Below are 18,435 nucleotides of genomic sequence, written 5' to 3'. Positions count from 1 at the left end.
TCAAAACAGGATGATGTATAGTATTATTAAAATAAATCCGAATAAAGAGTACGCATAATAGCTTTGTACCTTTCCGTTCTGCAGGTTCCGGCCAACACCGCCAAGTAATCGCGACAGTGTCGCCACCAGCCACACTATACCGTCTACCACCAACCGGTCGAACCAAGCAACAATCTTGGACATGACCACCAGCCATTTGCTGCCATAATTCAACGTATAGTCGATCACGCGCTTGTCTACGCGGTAGAGCCCTTTTGCCAGCAGCAAAGTTGGCTGGATGAATGCCTGACGATAGAAGCGGTCCAGGTAAAAATGATGATACGAAAACCGGCTGATAGCGCTTTTTGGCGCCTCTTGCAGCAACTCCGCTCCCGTTCTGTTTTTATACTTGTTGATAGCTAGGGCAATGCCTAACATGCCTAGCAAAGCCGATACAATGCCAAAGAGGAGGTAAGCAGTGTGGTTTGCTTCGTCCTGCACCCGCACGGCCTGCAGCAGGTCGCCAGCCAGCAAGGCTTTGCCGGAAACTAGTTTTTCGATGCCAATGCCCTGTAGCAGCCAGCTTCCGCTGAAATGCAGCGGGTTCAGCGAAAAGAAAATGCCCAGCGAGAGCATGCCCAGCAAAATAACCGGCAGCGCCATCACCCACTCCTGCTCCTGCCTGGCCGATACCCGCAGCGCCTGCACTTCAAACGGTGCCCGGAATTGGCCGAAGAAAATGAACCACATGTGCCGGGCCATGTAAAAAGCCGTGAGCAGCACAACAGTAAAGCCAATTAGCGGCACAACAAAGTACAACGGATTGCCGCTAGCACTCCTGGTCTGTGCCCACGCCCAGCTACCCGCCAGAATCGCATCTTTAGACAGGAAGCCTGAGAACAGCGGCAGCCCCACCAGCGCAGCAGCAGCCAGCAGGTAAGTATAAAAAGTGAGTGGCATGACTTTGCGAAGACCGCCCATGTTGCGGATGTCCTGCGGATCGAGGTGCTGGTGCAGGTGGCTGTGATGCAACCCGCGGTGCATGGCATGGATGAGGATACCGGCATTCAGGAACAGGGCAGCTTTAAAGAAAGCATGCGTAGCTAAGTGAAACAGCGCGGCATCGTGCCCGCCCGTGCCCATGGCCATCACCATATACCCCAGCTGCGAGATGGTGGAAAAGGCCAGCACCGCCTTGATGTCGTACTGCGTGAGGGCCGCCACAGCACCGGCAAGGGCTGTTACCGCGCCGACCAAAGCAATAACTGTAAGGGCATCGACAGTAAAAAAAGCGTAGCAACGGGCTAGCAGGTATACGCCCGCTGCCACCATGGTAGCAGCATGTATGAGCGCCGACACCGGCGTAGGGCCCTGCATAGCATCAGGCAGCCATACCTGCAGCGGAAACTGCGCCGACTTGCCTACACAGCCCATAAAAAGCCCCAGCCCTGCCAGCGTAAGCAGCAGCGGGCTTGCTTCTACCAGCCACGGCTGCCCGTGTAAAGTATAAGTAGCCATGAAGTTGCCGCCAATCCAGTGGCCGGTGCCAAGGAGCGCCCGCAGCGCCTCCAGGTCAAAGGTGCGGAAGAAGGTATAAAAGGCAAAGAGGCCCAGCAGCAACCCGATGTCACCGACGCGGTTTACGAGGAAAGCCTTTTTGTTGGCAGCTACGGCAGCCGGCCGGTCAAACCAGAAGCCGATGAGCAGGTAGGATGAGAAGCCCACCAGCTCCCAGAACATAAACAGCAGCAGCAGATTATCGACCAGCACAATGCCGAGCATGCTGAAGGTAAAGAGGCCGAGGTAGGCAAAGTAGCGGCTGTAGCCTTTATCGGCGTGCATGTACCCCACCGAAAACAGCTGCACCAGCGTAGAAATGAAGGTGACGATGACAAGCATCAGCACCGTGAGGTTATCCAGCAGGAGACCGGCGGTAAAGGGCGCCATACTTCGGCCGGGCATGCTAAACCAGGTCAGGCGGCTATGAAAAATGGCGGTGTTCCAGGTCTGGCTAAACAGGTAAATGGCAAGTATAAGCGCCAGCACTGTCGTACCGATCCCCAGCCAGTCGCCCCGCCGCGGCAGCTTGTCTCCAGCAAAACAGAGCACCACAAAACCCAGCAGAGGCAGCAACAGCACCACCAATGCGGTGGTAGTTTGCGGGGTGCCCGCCAGCGGCTCTAGCAATGCGGATAGCTCCAAGGTAAGTTCGGGTTTGATTGGTGATGGTCCGACGCACAGCATCAAACCGATACGCCTCCCAAAGTTAAGTAGAAAGGTTTAGTTTTTACTACCAATTATGCGTTTGTACCTCAAATGTACTGACATACTTCCTACAAACTCGTTATACTTAGCATTTGCCTGCCGGTGAGACACAGGCGATGCGGCCAATCACCTGTTCTCCGGACCCACGATCTCGCTTAGATTGGCCGTTTTGAAATATTGGTACACGCGCAGCACAATCGCCAGGGCAACGGCCGCCTCGGCCGCAGCCACCACGATCACAAACAGCGAGAACAGTTGCCCCTGCAGCAGGCCGGCATCATAGCGGCTGAAAGCAACCAGGTTCAGGTTAGCTGCATTAAAAATGAGTTCGATACCCATCAGCACAACTACAGCATGCCGTTTGGTGATCACGGCCAGGATACCGAGGCTAAACAAAACAGCACTTAACAGCAAAATGTGCTCCAGCGGAATCTGTTCCATACTTATATTTTCTGTTTGTCAGTGGCAATGTAGGCGGCACCAATCAGAGCGATCAGCAGCAGCAGTGAGGCGAGTTCGAAGGGTACCACCATATCTGTCATCAGTGCAATGCCAATGGTCTGCACCGTGCTTTTCTGTTCGCCCAGCACGTTCGCATCTGCCTCTTGCAGCCAGGACAGCTGCCCAAGGTTGGCCTGCAGGATAGTGTAGCTCAAACCGATAATCAGCAGCAGGCCAATCACCGCACCCCATCCTTTGTTCACGCTCTCTGACAGCACCGACCGGTCATGAACGCGGCTGCTGAGTATGATGCCGAACAGCAGCAGCACCAGCACCCCTCCTACATACACCATCAGCTGCGTTACGGCTACAAAATCGGCATACAACAGCACATAGATGCCTGCCACACTCAGCAGCGTAAGCAGCAGCGAAAAGCCCGCATACAGCAGGTTACGCGTCAGCACCATGTATGCGCCGGAAATTATGGCAAGTGCGGCGAAAAAATAAAAGAGCATGGTCTTATTTGTCTGTTAGCACTGTTCTGATCTATTCGCATTTTGTATTGTCTCAACTCTGAAGCATTGCTACTTTCTATCTGCAGCAGTTATAAAGATGCCGATCACGCCGGCAAACATCACCAGGAAACCGCCAAAGAAAAGAATGGAAGATAAAGGTTGTCTGCTCATTTGATAGCCGTACCATGAAAGAACCCCACCCAAGCCTGTCACGAACAAGAAAAAAAGTACCTTTGGGATTCTCATAGTTTATCTGGTTAAGTTCTTTAAGAGTACCTGCTGCTATAGCGCCGTACATTACTTCACATCTACCCCCAGCAGTTGGCGAAACTCATCTTCTAATTGGTTGATAGCCGGCTGAATGTTCTCTTTGATGCGTACGCCTGCCGCCTTCGCCCGCTCATACGTAAAGGCTTCTCCGGGCGCAGCGCCTCTCCGGAAGGTATAATCCCAATAACTGTCAAAAAAATCGTTCCGCACGTTTTCGATCTTCGCGATAGCAGTTTTAGGAATGTATAGCTTATTCTGGGTATAAAACTGCAGAAAAGCTTCGTAAGCTGTCCCTGCCTTTTTTATCCGCTCCTGCTCTTCTTTCTCCGGGTCTTCGATTACCAGCTGCAGCGCCGCCGTCATTTCCTGCATGTCGCTATTGAGCAGAATCAGCTTCTTGTAAAGTTCGTCTATTACCGAAAGCTGTTTTTCATATACCTGCGTGGCTTTGAAGTTGTGCAGTGTCAGTTCATACTTCTGCTGCTCCAGCCGGGCATCCAGGTCCAGCTGAAACTCCCGGGACTTATGATCCAGTTCTGTTTTGTAGCTCTCAAACTTCCTGTCTGCTGATTTGGAGAGCAGGTTCTGGATAAACCACATCGCCAGACCAAACACGCCAATATCCCGCAGCAATTCGAACACTGCCATACTTTCTCCTCCCGCCGTTAAAGTAAATCCTACGCTAAAATAGCTATTTTTTGCGAGCAGCCAGCGCCGCCGCTTTGGCAGCAGCCATTTCCTCCTGCTGCTTTGCAAATAAAAGCTTCTTCTCCTCGGCCTGCTCCGGCGTCAGGTCCGTGAAGTGATACACCATGTTTTTGATATCTACTTCCGAGAAATCGTACACGGGCGTCATGGTGAGGCAGTCGGTGGGGCACACGGTGGTGCAAAGGCCGCAATAGCAGCATTTGGCCAGGTCGATATCGAATACCGGTGCATAAAGGCGTTTTTTTGTACCGTCGGAGGTGGTACCAATGTCTTCGGTCGCCTTTACCGATTCGATGGTGATGCAGTTGACGGGGCATACTTTGGCGCAGAGGTCGCACACAATGCAATCATCAATTTCATTGTGCAGGCGGTAGCGGCCATTATCGGGCACCGGCAGCGCCTCATACGGATACTTCAAGGTCACCAGTCCGTCCGGCTGTTTAAAGTAGTCTTTGTCGGTGACGTACTCCGGGGTGCGGCGGTGCCGGGCGCGCATAAAGTGGCGCCACGTCAGCCCAAGCCCGCTCGCCAGCGACTTTACTACATCCCAAAACCCGGTTTTAGCTCGAAAAGCTTCTTTCATCCTCTAACTCATTAATTACGGTTAGCAATTCACTCAGCATCATAGCAGTAGCTCCCCAGACTGTGTGACCATCTACATCAAAATAAGGCGCAGAAATCTCCATATTGCCAGACACTACGATGTTGGTAATGCCCCTGATGCTTTTATCGAGCAGCGTTGAGAGGGGTACTTCTATCAGTTGGTCTACCTCTCTTGGATCAATTAAAAACACTGGCTTGTGCTGGGTATAACCAACCACCGGATGCACCATGTGGTTGCTGGCAAATACAAAGAGATCACTCAAATGGCCTATAACAGTAACATCTGCCGGGTTGATACCGATTTCTTCTTTCGCTTCTCTCAGGGCTGTTTCATAAAAATCCTGATCCGCTTTTTCCATTCTGCCTCCAGGCAATCCTATTTGGCCACTATGCACCCCCTCATAAACGGGTCTCAAGATAAGTGGCAGCTTTATTTTGTCTTCATCCTGATAGAACAGTACTAATACTGCACTCTCTTTGGTTGTGCTGTTGGGCTTTGTTCTGAACTTAATATTACTTCGGGTTATACTTGCCATTAGGTTATGAGCTGCTTCACCAGGTAATGGCTCCTGCAATCTCTTCCTAAGTGCTTCAATGAATTTGTGCATTAATACGATTTCAAATGTAACTGACTTCCTTCCTCATTTATCCAAGCTGCTCCATAAAGTAGTTATTCCCGATGCTTTTCTATCGTGTGACTTCCTACAACGCTTTTATTCTTCAAATCAGCAGAAGTCTTATCTTTATACTTATGTCAAACTAAATCATCAATAAGCGCCAGATGCCGGCCAGCACCACCACGCCCAGCGCTATGGGTGTCAGCACTTTCCAGCAAAGGTGCATGAGCTGGTCTACGCGGAGGCGCGGGTATGTCCAGCGGATCTGGAGCTGCAGAAACAGTAGCACAAATGTCTTGCTCAGCAACCAAAAGCCGCCCCAAAGTATAGCAGACAGCTCTCCCACTGTGCCCGAGGTCCAGTAGGCCAGGCTGACAGGACCAATGTTAGGGAACGGCGTGTTCCAACTGCCCAGAAACAGGATCACCGCGACCAAGCTTACCAGCACCATCATACTATACTCGGCCAGAAACAACACCGCAAACCTGAAGCCGGAGTACTCCACATGAAAGCCCGCCACCAGTTCCGACTCCGCTTCCGGAATATCAAACGGGGCACGGTTGCTCTCGGCCAGTGAAGCTATGAAATAGATCACGAAGCTTACGAGCAGCATAGGTGCCCGGAAAATGTTCCAGGTGGTGATGCCGCCGATTGTGGTGGTGTTGATCCCCAACGCCTTGATGCCGAACAGCCAGTTCATTTCATATTCCAGCCCCTGAAACTGGTTCATCAGCGCCCCCTGCTGGTAGCTGATCTCCTGAAGATCAAGCGACTGGCAGATCATTACAGCAGATAGTATGGCAAGCCCGGCCGGAATTTCATACGATACAATTTGCGCCACCGAGCGCATCGCGCCCAGCATCGCATACTTGTTATTGGATCCCCAGCCCGCCATCAGGAGGCCCACCACATCCAGCGAAATAATGGCCAACAAGTAAAACACGCCAATTCCAATGCCTGCCGGCACCAGCGAGGGCGTAAACGGGATAACAGCAAAACCCGCATATACTGCGGCAAAAATCAAGATCGGCGCCAGTTTGAACAGTTGCTTGTCAGCGGCAGCGGGCACAATGTCTTCTTTCTGCAGCAGCTTGAGCACGTCCAGCACTGACTGCAGCGAACCGTAAGGGCCAGCCTCTGTCGGGCCAAGGCGGTCCTGCATGAAAGCAGCCACCTTCCGCTCTGCATACGCCAGCACGATCACAATCCCCAGTAAAAGTCCAAGTGTCAGCAGGAAAGCAAGTAAGGGCATAACCAGGTTATTTTATCACTACAAAGTTAGGGGATAATAGGCTAATGTACTAATCTGGCGCCAGTTCAGAAATGCCGGTATAAAAAGGAAAAGCAGTACGCCGCCGCACGTACTGCTTTTCCTTTTTATTTGCGCAAAGCGGCAGTAACAGACAAAGCTGCGCCGCTACTTCTGTATCCCATACTTAGTAAAGCATCCCGCTGTTTATTACGAATCGTAGTGAATTACTTTTGTGCCACCTGGTTGGTCAACCGGAACCAGTCGAACGCAACGGTGGCGCTGGTCGGACCTTTGGCGGTGAGGCCGACGCGCACGCCCCTGTCCCAGGGCGGCAGGTAAGCGGCATCTATGGCTTCCCCGTTGTTCAGGTTGTGCCAGGTGGTGCCATCTGTGCTCCAGGCAAATCGCAGCTGGTCGCCATTGGTAGCGGTTAGCTGCAGACGGATCAGGTTCTCAGCTGGCGCGGCTGCTTTGGCTATCGTTGTCATAGTGCCGCCTTTCATCGTCCACAGCTCGATGGTTCCGGGCTGCACAGCAATTCCGATGGCGTTGTCCTGGTCCCCGATTGCGGCAAGGCCTGCCAGTGTGCCCTGCTGCAAAGTACTTTTATCGATAGCCGCCGTAGCCGTGTAGTTTGCTTTTACTGTGCGCAGGCCCAGCACCGTGCCAATCTTGTCAGGTAAGGCGTGGAGTACCAACTGGCCGCCATTGCTGGTTGTTAGCTGATAGTCCGGCTTTTGTGCTACGGGCCACTGCCAGTCTTCAGCCAACCGGGTATGATCAAACTCCGCATCCACATCCAGCTTTTCGGGCGCATGCTGCCCGGCCTGCACCTGCGCGGTTATACTTGGGGAGTTGTTGTTGAAGTGCGGCCAGTTATCGTCGCCCCAGTTGATCTTGTCGAGCAAACCCTGGCGGCCAGGGTATACGGTGCTTTTTGTATTATAAGCGTGGTAGAGCAGGTAATCGTTGCCTTTGCCATCCGACACCACAGTACCATGCCCCGGGCATTGCCACTCCTCATTCTTCTTCAGGATCGGGTTGGCCGCATACTTCTCCCAAGAGCCTTTTATACTTTTTGCACGAGCCACGCCCACACCATACGTGCAGCCACGGCCACAGCAGGCATCTCCCGCATAAAACAAGTAGAAGTAATCCCCGTGGCGCACAATCGCAGGGCCTTCCACCAGGCCGCCTTCCCAGGTACCAGGGTCGTTGCGGAACAGCTCAAACTTTTCGCCAGTCAGGGCGGTGCGCTCCTCGTTCATTCGCTGGCCCCAGATGGGTGTGGGCTGCTGCACGCTGTTGCCGTCCTCCTTCCATATCAGGTATAGCGCACCGTTCTCATCCCGCACCGGAAAGCCATCTATAGAACCATCTTCCTGGCATACCAGCGGGCCATGATCGGTGTAAGGGCCTGTGGGGCTGGTGGCGCTGGCAACGGCTACACACAGATTGCCGCCCTTCTTTTTGGCAGTATAGTAGATGTAGTATTTGCCGTTATCATAGTTTATTTCAGGAGCCCAGTAATGCGCCTCAGCCCAGTCAGGCTGTTTATCGGGGAACACATGCCCGACGATCTCCCAATCCACTAAATTCTTGGAATGAAGGATGGGATACAAAGGCGCCCACTCCGATGAGGTAGCTGTGGCCCAGTAATCGTCGCCAACGCGCACCACGGAAGGGTCCGCAAAATCGCCGGCCAGCACCGGGTTACTGTAGCTAACGGTAGTGGCAGCAGGTGCTTCTGTAGTGTCTTGCTGCTGGTCGGCAGGTACATTTCTGCTGCAGGAGAAGGCCGTAAGGCCGGCAATAAACAGGAGTATGTTTCTTTTCATGAATCCGATCTGGTTAACGGTTTATACTTGGTTGGTGCAGAAGCTTATACTGCCCCGAAGGTACTTTGAGCGGTACGCCTGCCGGCACAGGTACTCCGAAGTCCGGCGAGCCGTCGGCATGCCAGCCAAAAGGTTGTGCCCGAATGTCGCGTTCCCAGCCTGGTACGATCGATTTCTTGGTATGGTATAAGATCCAGTTTTCGGTACCGTCCGGCGACTTGGTAAAGCTGCAATGGCCTACACCATACACGTTGTCTGTGCCCTGAAAAACGGGTCCGGACTTTACCCAGTTTGCCGGCACCATGGGGTTCTGCAGCGTATCAGCCAAGGTTAACTGCCCCAGGCGGTACGCTTTCAGCCACGACTCGCGGGTAGAATAAATGAGAAAAAGCTTGCCCTGGTGCTTGAGCGTTTCGGGACCTTCGTTCAGGTCTAGCTCCCCGCCCGTTTCCCAGCTTTCTTCCGGCGACGATAGCTTTACCCGGTTGCTGCTGATGGTCCAGGGGTTCTGCATGCGGGCAATGTAGAGGTGTTGTTTTGTCTTGTCTGTTGCCGCATCTGCTTCCCAGCCCGACCAGATGGCATATAGCTGTCCGTTCAGGCGCAGCGGGGTCAGGTCGATGGCCCATTTTGCCGAGCCGGGTTCCTGAATGCTGTCGCCGGTATAAAGCATCCCTTTGTCCTCGTATGGTCCAAACGGGTCATCTGAAACGGACTCCAGCACGCCCGAGCGCTGGTAGAGAAAGGGAGAGCCAGGCTTTTTGGCGGCAGCATAATAGATGTACCACTTCCCGTTAAAAAAGTGAAGCTCCGGCGCCCATACATTGCTCTGGTTCCAGCCTGAGGCAGGCGTTTTCCAAACCGCCACCTTCTCTCCCGGCTCCGTCAGCGCTTTGGAGGCCGACACGTAGATCCGGCCATTACCAGCACTACAGAAATAATATTTGCCATCCCTCCTGATCACCCACGGATCAGCACCATCCGCAATGGGGTTAGTAAAATATGCTGCTGTACCTTTTTCATCAGTACGTGCCCTTTCTGCAGGTGCCGCAACCTGGCAGCTCTGCAGAAGCAGCAGAAACAAGAAGAGGAGAAGAAGTTTTTGCCTCATAGGTTTATACATAGCCGGAGCTGCCTTTTACTTTTGTGCCGGCACGGGTTCTGGTGCATGGGTCAGTTGCCGGATCAGCTCCGTTTCTTTGGGGCGGTAAGGCGTGCCATCCTCCCTGAAGATATCATGGAACCACACCGGTGGCTCGCCGGTATAAACTTTATCCCAGCTATCCCATGGATAAATGGTCTGCGTCTTTCCGTTCACAAAGCCCCAGTTATACATGCCCACGTTATACTTTTTAGCCACCGGCAGCGAGCTCTGAAAGGTGCTGCCATTGGGCCGGGCCATGTACTCGGTGCAGATGATAGGCCTGCCATACCGCTGCAGCCATACAATGCGCTTTTCAAACTCCTGGGCATTGTCGTAGTTGTGGAAGGAGATGATGTCTGACTCTTCCAGCATCAGCTTTTCGATCGGTTTCAGCGTGGCTTCGCTCGACCAGTCTCCTGCCCAGATGGCTGCCGTAAGCGGCTGCGAGGGATGCACGGCCCTGGCCCAGGCAAAAGTTTTGCGCAGCAGCGGCAGCACGTAGTTTACCTTGTCGGGTAGTTCCTGCTTGCCGTAAGCCGAGCCTTGGTTTACGTTATCGGGCTCGTTCCACACATCCCACCCAAGTACGCGCGCATCGTTGCCAAACTTCCTGACCACGCCTTTCACATAGCGTTCCAGGCGAGGATACTGAGTGCTGTCCGCAAGCGCCTCGCGCCCGGGGCTCTGCACCCAGCCGGAGTTATGCACATGTGGCCGCGGCTCCGGCTGGGTTCCTAATTTCGGATAAGGGTCCCATACCGAGTCGAACAGCACGAACAGCGGTTTGATGTGGTGTCGATCAGCGATGCGCAGGAAGGTATTCATGCGGGTATACAAGCCCAGTGAGTCCTGCTGGTGCAGCAGGTCGTGCAGGAATACCCGTGCTGTATTCATACCCAGCGACTCCGCCCAACCCAGTTCCCTGTCGATGGTGGTGGTGTCGAAGGTGGCGGCCTGCCACATCTCAAGCTGGTTGATAGCCGTGCTCGGAATAAAGTTAGGCCCGACCAGCCAGCCCTGCCGTGCGTACCAGGTATTGGCCTTTTCCTTCGTCCATACTTGCTGCCCGGCTAATGTGTCTGAAGAGGGAGTTCTGTTGACCGAACATCCCGACGAAAACAGGAGGAACGCAAATATGGCCCATGTGGCAGCGGCGGTTCGTGCTAATTTCCTGGTGTGATATGCTGTCATAGTAGCTGATTTTGTACGCTATTGCTGATTAAATCACCTCCAGTTCATTTCTGGAAGGAAGTTTTGGGAAAGGTGCATGCGGTTCTGTCTGGTACCAGTATACCACCGAGCTGATATCGGACTGCTGCGGCAGGTAGCGGCCATTGCTGCGCCAGCCCAGGTCCTGGATGGTTACCTTCAGCTCTTTATCGAAGCGGATGGGGTCCAGAATATGCCAGCGGTACATGCCAAAACGTTGCTGCGAAGTATAAAGCCCGTCGGGACGGATAACCTGGTGCAGCCCGGCATATGGGGTGGTGAACTCCTGGTATTGATGTGTTTTCTGATTCTCGAAATTGTAAGAGCCCAGGAAGTAATCTTCGGTGCCGGTGCCGTTGATGGTCGGAAACTTCTTGTCGCCATCCATGTAGAACTTGATCTCTCCTTCGCCCCACCAGCCATTGTTGTTCACGCCTACTGCCATAAAAGTGCCCACGTACTGGCCTTTGCCTTTGATGCCATCCACCAAAGTATAAAGCGAGTTTTGAGTGGGATTGCTGCGGCGAAACTGGGCATGGAAGTAGGCGGCATCGTCCGGCACCGGCGTCAGGGTATAGTCTACCTGGTAGTAGAGGTACATCTTTTCGTCCGCTATATTTTCCATCGTAATGCGGCACTTACGGCGAAAGGGCATCGGCCAGTAGGAGTTAAAGGCACTGCCGGGGTTAACCGTAACTGGCAACGAGTTGAGATGTGCGTATTGCCCCCAGCCCATGCCAAAGAAATCGCCGACAGGTACTTCTATGGAAGGTTCTTTTTCATCATCCCAGTAAAACCGCAGGATGGAATAGCGCCAGTTACCGGTAGGAGTCATCCAGATATGCTGCACAGCTCCCGGCCCTGTAATCTCAGCCAACGTAAAGGTTTGCCCCGGCTCTATCACAACCGACGGGCTCACCTTCCATCCCTGCCCCAACTCACGCGAGGCATTCTGGCCAGTCCCTTCTGTTGCCATGCCGCCTTTGCCCTTTTCTCCGGTAAAGTTTTCAGGGCTGATGGAGCGCGTCTCTGCATTAGACAGGCGGTAAATATTTCCCAGGTTCATGTCCAGGCCGCTAAAGCTGCCGGCTTTCTGTGCCGAGGCATGCAGGGCAACTCCTGTTATCAACAATAATAACGTAAGTAATTTCTGTAGCATAGGGCGTTTTATATGGTGATGAAGTATAAGCCGAACGACTTGCCAACTATAAAGCCATGCCTTTACCGGGTAATGTGTCCTTCTTTCCAGTATACTTCGCTGTGGCCATCGCTGAAGTTACGGGTAGTAAGCAGCACCAGGGTAGTGGCATCTTTCAGAAAAAGTGAACTGTAGTAAGCTCCTTCGCTAGTGGGCAGGCCCGGCCAGGGATAGGTGATGTTGGTAAAGTTCTTCGCCACGCTGTTACCGACCAGCACCAGCATGGTATTTTTCTTCCACTCAGAACCAATCGATCTGCCGCCGCTGTCCTGGCAGGAAAGAATTGTTTCGCCGGTCGGCAGCTGGATGATGTAAGGGGCGCCTCCCCAGATGGGCTGCGTGGTAGCCAGCCACCTGCGGTTGTTCTGTGTTGTGCCTACATCAGCATAATTCCACCGTGCCTCCAACGACGACCACAGGATCCAGGGCGATTTGGTGTTATTCACCGACTCAATCGGGAAAACGATGCCTTTCCCATTTTGCAGTACAAGCGGCACCGGCATGCCGTCGCGCATCCCCGCTGTATAGGCTACCTGCTCAGGACTTCTCCAGGTCTGGCCGCTGTCCTTGGAGCGCACCAGCAGTATTTCCTGCTGCGAGGCTGTTGAGCCAGGCCCATTCCACCAGCGGGCTTCACTGGACAAGAACAGCTCTACTTCCCCGTCAGGTAATTGGGTCATACTTGGCTCCCAGGAGCGTCCGATAGCTACAATCTTTGCCGGGCCAAAGGTCCAGCCCCTGTCTTTGCTGATGCGGAGCTGTATATTATCGTGTTGGTTATCGTCGGGCTTTCCGCGGCCGGTATAGGCCAGCAACACATCGCCGTTTTGCAGCGCTTCTACATCCGGGTTGGCAAAGCCCCAATACCCAGGGTCCGTATCGGCCACCAGCGTTTCCGCCTCCGACCAGGTAGCGCCATTGTCTATACTTCGCCGAATCGCAATGTTATCCCACTCGTTGCCCTGCGGCCCGAAGTGGTAAGTCAGCAGAAGGGTATCGCCTTTTACCCGCTCTACGCGCCCATACTCAGCCGAAAATACGTCATGCGACATTTTCCGGGCCGTGTTATCCCAGGTAATGGTGAGCGAGGGCGTGCTGTTGTCGGAAGGCGGCTGCTCGTCCGGGTGCACGGTTGTACCGGGCGGGGTTACCGGATCGGGCTTCGGGTCCGGATTATCTTTGCAGGAAGTATAAACCAGTGATCCAAAAAGAAGCAGGAGCACCTTATATTGTTGCAGCGTCATAGGCAAAAGGTAAAGCTATTTTCTCCTTTGGCATCAGTTACGTACCAGCAGAACGTTCGGGCCATTCATGGCAAAAGAAAGGCAGCCCCGGCACCACTGTATAGCGCCGGGGCTGGCCCCTGTATAAAAGATTACCAGTTAGGATTCTGGCTCAGGTTCGGGTTGATGTCCACATCACGTTGTGGGATAGGCAAGAACTCATCCCGGCCTACTTTGAAGTTCGCAAAAGCCGGGTCCCGCTGGATCAGCTCGTTAATTTTCTGCTGGTCGGTAAAGTACCCCCATCGGTCCAGGTCGTTCCAGCGGTGGCCTTCGCCTGCCAGTTCTGTGATGCGCTCATGCTTCAGCTGCTCCAGAAACTGCTGCTGGTTCAGGCCAGGCTTCACATCTGACAGCGGCGCCAAACCAACCCGCTCCCGCACCCTGTCTACATAAGGATAGGCCTCTTCCGTTCTGCCTACTGCATTCAGCGCCTCCGCATACAGCAGCAGCACCTCCGAATAACGGATATAGCGGTAGTTGTTGGCCGAACGAAAACCTTCGCCCGTGCGACCCGGATCGGTATCGCTCAGAAACTTCCGGAACCATACCCTCCTGTTGTCGGTGCCATAGCGTTCTTTAAAGGTCCTGCCGTAAACCATCGTAAACTCCGGTCCCCGTACATCGGTAGAGTCGAATATAAAGGAAGCGGCAAGCCGCGGATCCCTTTCGCCATTAGCCGTTTTTTCCTCCTCAAACTCTTTCACCAACCATCTGAAAGCCTCGCCGTCTGAAAAGCCCACGTTTGCCGGACTCAAGAACTGCGGCAGCGAGGTGCCATAGTTCTGGTTTGGTGTTTGTACGTCGTTGTCCGTAAATTCTGAAGGGTTTTCAGCAAACTGCCACTCGAAAACAGATTCGGGGTTGTTTTCAGTAGACTTGAGGAAGTTGTCCCGGTAATCCGGGATTAGGTCATACACGGTGCTGCCCTCCCCTTTTACAAGCCATTCCAGCGGTTCCAGGGCGGCACTGTAATCTCCGGCCTGCATGTATGTTTTTGCCAGCAGCGCGTTTGCGGCGCCCTTGGTTGCCCGGCCAATGTCGTTGCCGGTATAGCTTACGGGCAATGCGGCTGCTGCGTCGGTCAGGTCCTGCTCTATCTGCGCCCATACTTGCTCCCGGGGTGAGGTGGGTGGCAGGTCTGAGGGCTGCGAGGTTTGCAGCAAGAGCGGTACGTTCCCCCACAGACTTGCCAGGTTGAAATAATAAAGGCCGCGCAAGAATTTAGCCTCCCCAATAAGGCGTTGTTTTAGCGCGGGGTCCATGTCGATGTTCGGCACGTTATCCAGCACCTGATTCGCCCGGAAGATGCCGATGTAATTATCAGAATACACCCCCACCATGTTGCCATAGTTCAGGTCAGTTACCAGGAACCGGTCCATGTTGTTGATAATGTCGGTGGCAGGGCTCACGCTAAAGCCCTCATCAGAGCGGATGGTGAAGTAAAACCATTGCCAGCGCGAGATCGCCCCCCGGTGCAAGGTACTGTAGATGGCATTTACGCCTTGCTGGGCATCCGTTGCATTTTGCCAGAACAGTTCAGTAGTCGGCGCATTCGGATTTAACCTGTCCAGCTCATTGTCGCAGCTTGTTGCCAGTAAGGCGCCTGCTAGTATGATATATAGTGTCTTTTTCATAAAGTTCTTCCGTTTTACTAATTAAAACCCAAAGTCTAACCCAATGGAGTATACACGGCTGGCGGGCCAATTACCGGCATCTACTCCCCGCTGCAAAATACCATTTCCGGTTACATCAGGGTCCAGGCCGGAATAACCGGTAAAGGTCAGCAGGTTCTGTCCGCTGATATAGATGCGGGCATTCTGCACATGGGCAAGGCCCAGCAGGTTGGGTGGCAAAGTATAGCCAAGCTCAATGTTACGGATGCGTACATAAGAAGCATCTTCCAGCCAGCGATCGCTCTCGTAACGGTTGTTGGACGAAATACCCGGGTCCGTATCCCTGCCCAGGCGCGGATCCGTAGTGTTGGTATTCTGCGGTGTCCAGGGACTGATGTCGCTGCGGAAGTTCGTGTTCTGGTAGCTGTCCAGGATTCTGCGCACATCGTTGAACACTTTGTAGCCAAACACGCCAATCAGCTGCAGGTTAAAGCTAAAGTTGCGGTAAGATGCATTGAACTGCGCGCCTGTCTGCAAAGTCGGCCATGGCGATCCGACAAAGGTTCTGTCATCGTTGTTGATTTGTCCGTCGTCGTTCAGGTCCACAAAGCGAACATCGCCGGGCTTGGCCAGAGGCTGTATCACCGTTCCGTCGGAGTTTACATAGTTATCAATTTCGCTCTGGCTCTGGAACAGGCCATTTGTCTTGATCACGTACCACTCCCCGATGCCGCGGCCTATTTGCGAGCGGGTAGCGCCCACCTGCAGGTAGTTGATGCCTTCACCCAGGTTGCCAATGTCTTCTACCTTATTTTTAATCGTCGTAAAGTTGCCGGAAACGTCCCACTTAAAGGGGTTTTCAGCACTACGGTAAGTTGCGGAGAATTCTACGCCTGTGTTCCGGATAGAGCCGGCATTGATAAACGGATCACCTCCCAAGTTACCGAGGTAGAACGCCACCGGCAGCTGCACCAGCACGTCTTTCGACAGGGAGTTATAGTACTCTGCGGTTACAGACAGCTTGTTGTTCAGGAAACTTGCATCCAGGCCGATATTTTTTGATATCCTGGTTTCCCAGCGTAGATCCGTATTGGTCAGCTGCGCCTGGTAAGCGCCCACAAAAGGTACCTGCTCCGGCCCGAAAACAGCGCGTGGGTTGTTGGTGATCACCGGTATGTAATCCCAGGAACCTACTGTGTTAATGCCCAGTTCGCCATAGGAAGCTCTCAGTTTCAGGTCTGTCACCCAGGGCGCGTTAAAGAAACTTTCCTCACTCACCCGCCAGCCTACGGCAACAGAGGGGAAGAAACCGTTCCGGTTGTTGGCGCCAAAACGGGAGTCCTGGTCGTAACGTCCGGTAAACGTCAAGAGGTACTTGTCAGCGTATGTATAGTTTAAGCGTCCTAAGGTACTATGCAGGCGGTAGTCGTCCAGCACCCGTCCCTCAGAGGTCTGATCACCAATGGCAGAACTAATGGTCGTAAAGTACCGGCCGCCAAATACCTGCAGGTCATTGCGGCGGGCTTCAATAATATCCCGGTTGCCTGACTGCTGCGTGTACCCTACAACACCATTGATGTTATGCTGTCCGAAGGTCTTGTTAAAGTTAAGCGTATGCTCTAACAGAATGCTGTACCAGCGCTGGCGGTTCTGGTATACGTGGTTGGTTTCAAAGGCCTGTGCCAGCACCCAGTTGCCCTGTTTGCGCAGGTTCTGGTTAAAGTCGAAGCTGCCATCCAGACCGGCGTTAAACTTATAATCCAGCCAATCGAAGAGCTTTAAGCCTACATACGCGTTGCCTACTGCCCTGGTAAAGTTATGGGTAGAGTTAAACAGGTCGCCGATAGCAATATAGTTCCAGGCATAGCTTGGGGCCGTGATCGGGTTGCCAATGCCCCAGCCGCCGGGGTTGTTAGCGCCCGGATCGATGTAACTCTCGTCCCGGACACGGATTACCGGAAGCAACTGCGGCATGTCGTAAAAGGCGTTGCCCAGCAAAGGATACTCTGAGGTGGAGTAGCTCAACACCAGGTTCTCTCCAAACGTCAGCCTGCCTTTCTCACCCTGGGTATTCACCCGTAAGCTAGCCCGGTCAAAAACATTGTTTACCAACACGCCCTTATTGTTAAAGTAGCTGCCGGAAATCAGGTAATTACCGGTAGCAGAGCCACCTGATAAGGTCACATTATAGTCCTCCAGGGTTCCCAGGCGTGTGGTCTCATCCTGCCAGTCCGTATCAATGGTCGGGTCAAAGGCATCGCCTACGCTGGCAGGTGGCGTTAAGCCGGAGTTGATGTACTGCTGGCGCTGCGTGGCGGCAAAGTCTGCGCTGTTCATTACATCCCAACGCTTCGGAATTTGCTGAAGGCCATACTTGGCAGAAACGGCAATTTTGGCCGGACCTTCTTTTCCTTTTTTGGTGGTGATGATGATCACGCCGTTTGCTGCGCGTGAGCCGTAAATAGCTGCTGCCGACGCATCTTTTAAGATCTGGATCGATTCAATATCATTTGTGTTGATGGTCGGGTTCGCATCCGCAATCATGCCATCAATCACATACAAAGGGGCCGTATTGGTAAAACTGGCGACACCTCTGATGTCGATGGTTGCACCGGAGCCTGGTGCACCGGAATTCCGCACGGTAACGCCTGGCGCCAAACCCTGTACTGACTCTGCAACAGAGGCAGCAGTTACTTTATTGGCTTGCTCCGGGTTAATCACCGCCGCAGCGCCCGTTAAGTCCTGCTTTCTTACTGTCTGGTAACCAATCACCACCACTTCCTCCAGCGCCTTCACATCTGGCGCCAGCTGTATGTTGATGGTGCTGCGGTTGTTGATAGGAACTTGCTGGGTCACATAGCCAATATAAGAGATTGCCAGTGTGCCATTTTCCTGCCCATCGGGTACAGCTATAGTGAAATTGCCATTTATGTCGGTGGTAGCCCCGATTGATGTGCCCTGCAGGGCTACGGTTACCCCTGGAAGGCCCTCTCCGTTCTCATCTGTCACCTTGCCGCTTACTGTTACCGCTGCGGCCTTTACAGCTTTCACCACTATCAGGTCCTGCATCATACTTGTTTGCTGTGTAAAGGGCAAGATCAGGTAAGTATTTCTGTTTATCTTTTCCGCCCGTAGCTTTTGCTCCGGCAGTAAGCTTGCCAGCACCACCTCAACAGAGCCCTGACTGGCACGCACGACTTCCTGGTTAGCATACTTGGTGGAAAGCAGTTTACTATCATAGTTAAAGCTTACCTGGTAGCGGCTTTCCAGTTCACTAAGTATGGTTGTCAAAGGTTTCAGATTCGACTCTTTAGGAGTATAGTTAGCGACGGGCACTAACCTGGTGGAGGCAGTTAACGCCTGCGCCTGCGCAGGCACCTGTAGTACAGCGCATAAAAATACCGGCACAAGCAACGGAACTTTGTAGAAAGGTCTCATCATGTATTCCAAGTTAATAGGTTAGATAGAATTAGGTTCTTAAGCAATCCAGCTCCTGT

Annotated in this window: 15 protein-coding genes; all 15 read right to left on the bottom strand. The window is 53.2% G+C overall.

What is annotated here, in order from left to right:
- The 15 genes from nuoL to ABDW72_RS00250 all read right to left on the bottom strand — a co-directional run bounded on the left by nuoL (position 1) and on the right by ABDW72_RS00250 (position 18,379).
- On the bottom strand, positions 1–2,181 hold the full coding sequence (nuoL, locus tag ABDW72_RS00320; protein WP_347156436.1) for an NADH-quinone oxidoreductase subunit L: 2,181 nt from the start codon (positions 2,179–2,181) through the stop codon (positions 1–3).
- Between the two features lie 189 nt (positions 2,182–2,370).
- The gene (gene nuoK / locus ABDW72_RS00315) at positions 2,371–2,685 is read right to left on the bottom strand and encodes an NADH-quinone oxidoreductase subunit NuoK (protein WP_347156435.1); all 315 of its coding nucleotides are present in this window, start codon (positions 2,683–2,685) and stop codon (positions 2,371–2,373) included.
- Positions 2,686–2,687: 2 nt separating this feature from the next.
- Positions 2,688–3,200: an NADH-quinone oxidoreductase subunit J family protein gene (locus tag ABDW72_RS00310; protein WP_347156434.1), complete on the bottom strand. Its 513-nt coding sequence runs from the start codon at positions 3,198–3,200 to the stop codon at positions 2,688–2,690.
- A gap of 69 nt (positions 3,201–3,269) precedes the next feature.
- On the bottom strand, positions 3,270–3,446 hold the full coding sequence (locus ABDW72_RS00305) for a hypothetical protein (RefSeq protein ID WP_347156433.1): 177 nt from the start codon (positions 3,444–3,446) through the stop codon (positions 3,270–3,272).
- Between the two features lie 51 nt (positions 3,447–3,497).
- Entirely contained in the window at positions 3,498–4,118 is a 621-nt protein-coding gene (locus ABDW72_RS00300) for a hypothetical protein (RefSeq protein ID WP_347156432.1), read from the bottom strand.
- 43 nt (positions 4,119–4,161) lie between these two features.
- Complete coding sequence (locus tag ABDW72_RS00295) at positions 4,162–4,761, bottom strand: NuoI/complex I 23 kDa subunit family protein (protein ID WP_347156431.1); 600 nt, start codon at positions 4,759–4,761, stop codon at positions 4,162–4,164.
- Positions 4,739–5,389 (bottom strand): NUDIX hydrolase, encoded by a 651-nt coding sequence (locus tag ABDW72_RS00290; RefSeq protein WP_347156430.1) that lies wholly within the window; start codon positions 5,387–5,389, stop codon positions 4,739–4,741. Before ABDW72_RS00290 ends, ABDW72_RS00295 begins: the two co-directional genes overlap by 23 nt.
- 151 nt (positions 5,390–5,540) lie before the next feature.
- A complete protein-coding gene (locus ABDW72_RS00285) occupies positions 5,541–6,650 on the bottom strand; it encodes a complex I subunit 1/NuoH family protein (protein ID WP_347156429.1) in 1,110 nt (369 codons plus the stop codon).
- Positions 6,651–6,874: 224 nt separating this feature from the next.
- Positions 6,875–8,488, bottom strand: a complete 1,614-nt coding sequence (locus tag ABDW72_RS00280; RefSeq protein ID WP_347156428.1) for a family 43 glycosylhydrolase — start codon at positions 8,486–8,488, stop codon at positions 6,875–6,877.
- 13 nt (positions 8,489–8,501) lie between these two features.
- Entirely contained in the window at positions 8,502–9,599 is a 1,098-nt protein-coding gene (locus ABDW72_RS00275) for a glycoside hydrolase family 43 protein (protein WP_347156427.1), read from the bottom strand.
- A 27-nt stretch (positions 9,600–9,626) separates the two neighbouring features.
- Positions 9,627–10,823 (bottom strand): cellulase family glycosylhydrolase, encoded by a 1,197-nt coding sequence (locus ABDW72_RS00270; RefSeq protein WP_347156426.1) that lies wholly within the window; start codon positions 10,821–10,823, stop codon positions 9,627–9,629.
- Between the two features lie 28 nt (positions 10,824–10,851).
- Complete coding sequence (locus tag ABDW72_RS00265) at positions 10,852–12,000, bottom strand: glycoside hydrolase family 172 protein (RefSeq protein WP_347156425.1); 1,149 nt, start codon at positions 11,998–12,000, stop codon at positions 10,852–10,854.
- Positions 12,001–12,062: 62 nt separating this feature from the next.
- Positions 12,063–13,283, bottom strand: a complete 1,221-nt coding sequence (locus ABDW72_RS00260) for an exo-alpha-sialidase (RefSeq protein WP_347156424.1) — start codon at positions 13,281–13,283, stop codon at positions 12,063–12,065.
- Between the two features lie 131 nt (positions 13,284–13,414).
- Entirely contained in the window at positions 13,415–14,959 is a 1,545-nt protein-coding gene (locus tag ABDW72_RS00255) for a RagB/SusD family nutrient uptake outer membrane protein (RefSeq protein WP_347156423.1), read from the bottom strand.
- A gap of 21 nt (positions 14,960–14,980) precedes the next feature.
- A complete protein-coding gene (locus ABDW72_RS00250) occupies positions 14,981–18,379 on the bottom strand; it encodes a SusC/RagA family TonB-linked outer membrane protein (protein WP_347156422.1) in 3,399 nt (1,132 codons plus the stop codon).
- Positions 18,380–18,435 lie beyond the last annotated feature (56 nt).

Origin of the sequence: Pontibacter chitinilyticus, from assembly GCF_039748935.1 — a bacterium.
GTDB classification, from domain to species: domain Bacteria; phylum Bacteroidota; class Bacteroidia; order Cytophagales; family Hymenobacteraceae; genus Pontibacter; species Pontibacter chitinilyticus.
This window is presented reverse-complemented; position numbering and strand designations above follow the sequence as displayed.

Excerpts from the sequence above, each read along its gene's own strand:
- ABDW72_RS00275 (WP_347156427.1), bottom strand. The coding sequence starts at position 9,599 with ATGAGGCAAAAACTTCTTCTCCTCTTCTTGTTTCTGCTGCTTCTGCAG.
- ABDW72_RS00305 (WP_347156433.1), bottom strand. The coding sequence starts at position 3,446 with ATGAGAATCCCAAAGGTACTTTTTTTCTTGTTCGTGACAGGCTTGGGT.
- ABDW72_RS00265 (WP_347156425.1), bottom strand. The coding sequence starts at position 12,000 with ATGCTACAGAAATTACTTACGTTATTATTGTTGATAACAGGAGTTGCC.
- ABDW72_RS00260 (WP_347156424.1), bottom strand. The coding sequence starts at position 13,283 with ATGACGCTGCAACAATATAAGGTGCTCCTGCTTCTTTTTGGATCACTG.
- ABDW72_RS00280 (WP_347156428.1), bottom strand. The coding sequence starts at position 8,488 with ATGAAAAGAAACATACTCCTGTTTATTGCCGGCCTTACGGCCTTCTCC.
- ABDW72_RS00255 (WP_347156423.1), bottom strand. The coding sequence starts at position 14,959 with ATGAAAAAGACACTATATATCATACTAGCAGGCGCCTTACTGGCAACA.
- ABDW72_RS00285 (WP_347156429.1), bottom strand. The coding sequence starts at position 6,650 with ATGCCCTTACTTGCTTTCCTGCTGACACTTGGACTTTTACTGGGGATT.
- ABDW72_RS00290 (WP_347156430.1), bottom strand. The coding sequence starts at position 5,389 with ATGCACAAATTCATTGAAGCACTTAGGAAGAGATTGCAGGAGCCATTA.
- ABDW72_RS00270 (WP_347156426.1), bottom strand. The coding sequence starts at position 10,823 with ATGACAGCATATCACACCAGGAAATTAGCACGAACCGCCGCTGCCACA.
- ABDW72_RS00295 (WP_347156431.1), bottom strand. The coding sequence starts at position 4,761 with ATGAAAGAAGCTTTTCGAGCTAAAACCGGGTTTTGGGATGTAGTAAAG.
- ABDW72_RS00300 (WP_347156432.1), bottom strand. The coding sequence starts at position 4,118 with ATGGCAGTGTTCGAATTGCTGCGGGATATTGGCGTGTTTGGTCTGGCG.
- ABDW72_RS00250 (WP_347156422.1), bottom strand. The coding sequence starts at position 18,379 with ATGATGAGACCTTTCTACAAAGTTCCGTTGCTTGTGCCGGTATTTTTA.
- nuoK (WP_347156435.1), bottom strand. The coding sequence starts at position 2,685 with ATGGAACAGATTCCGCTGGAGCACATTTTGCTGTTAAGTGCTGTTTTG.
- ABDW72_RS00310 (WP_347156434.1), bottom strand. The coding sequence starts at position 3,200 with ATGCTCTTTTATTTTTTCGCCGCACTTGCCATAATTTCCGGCGCATAC.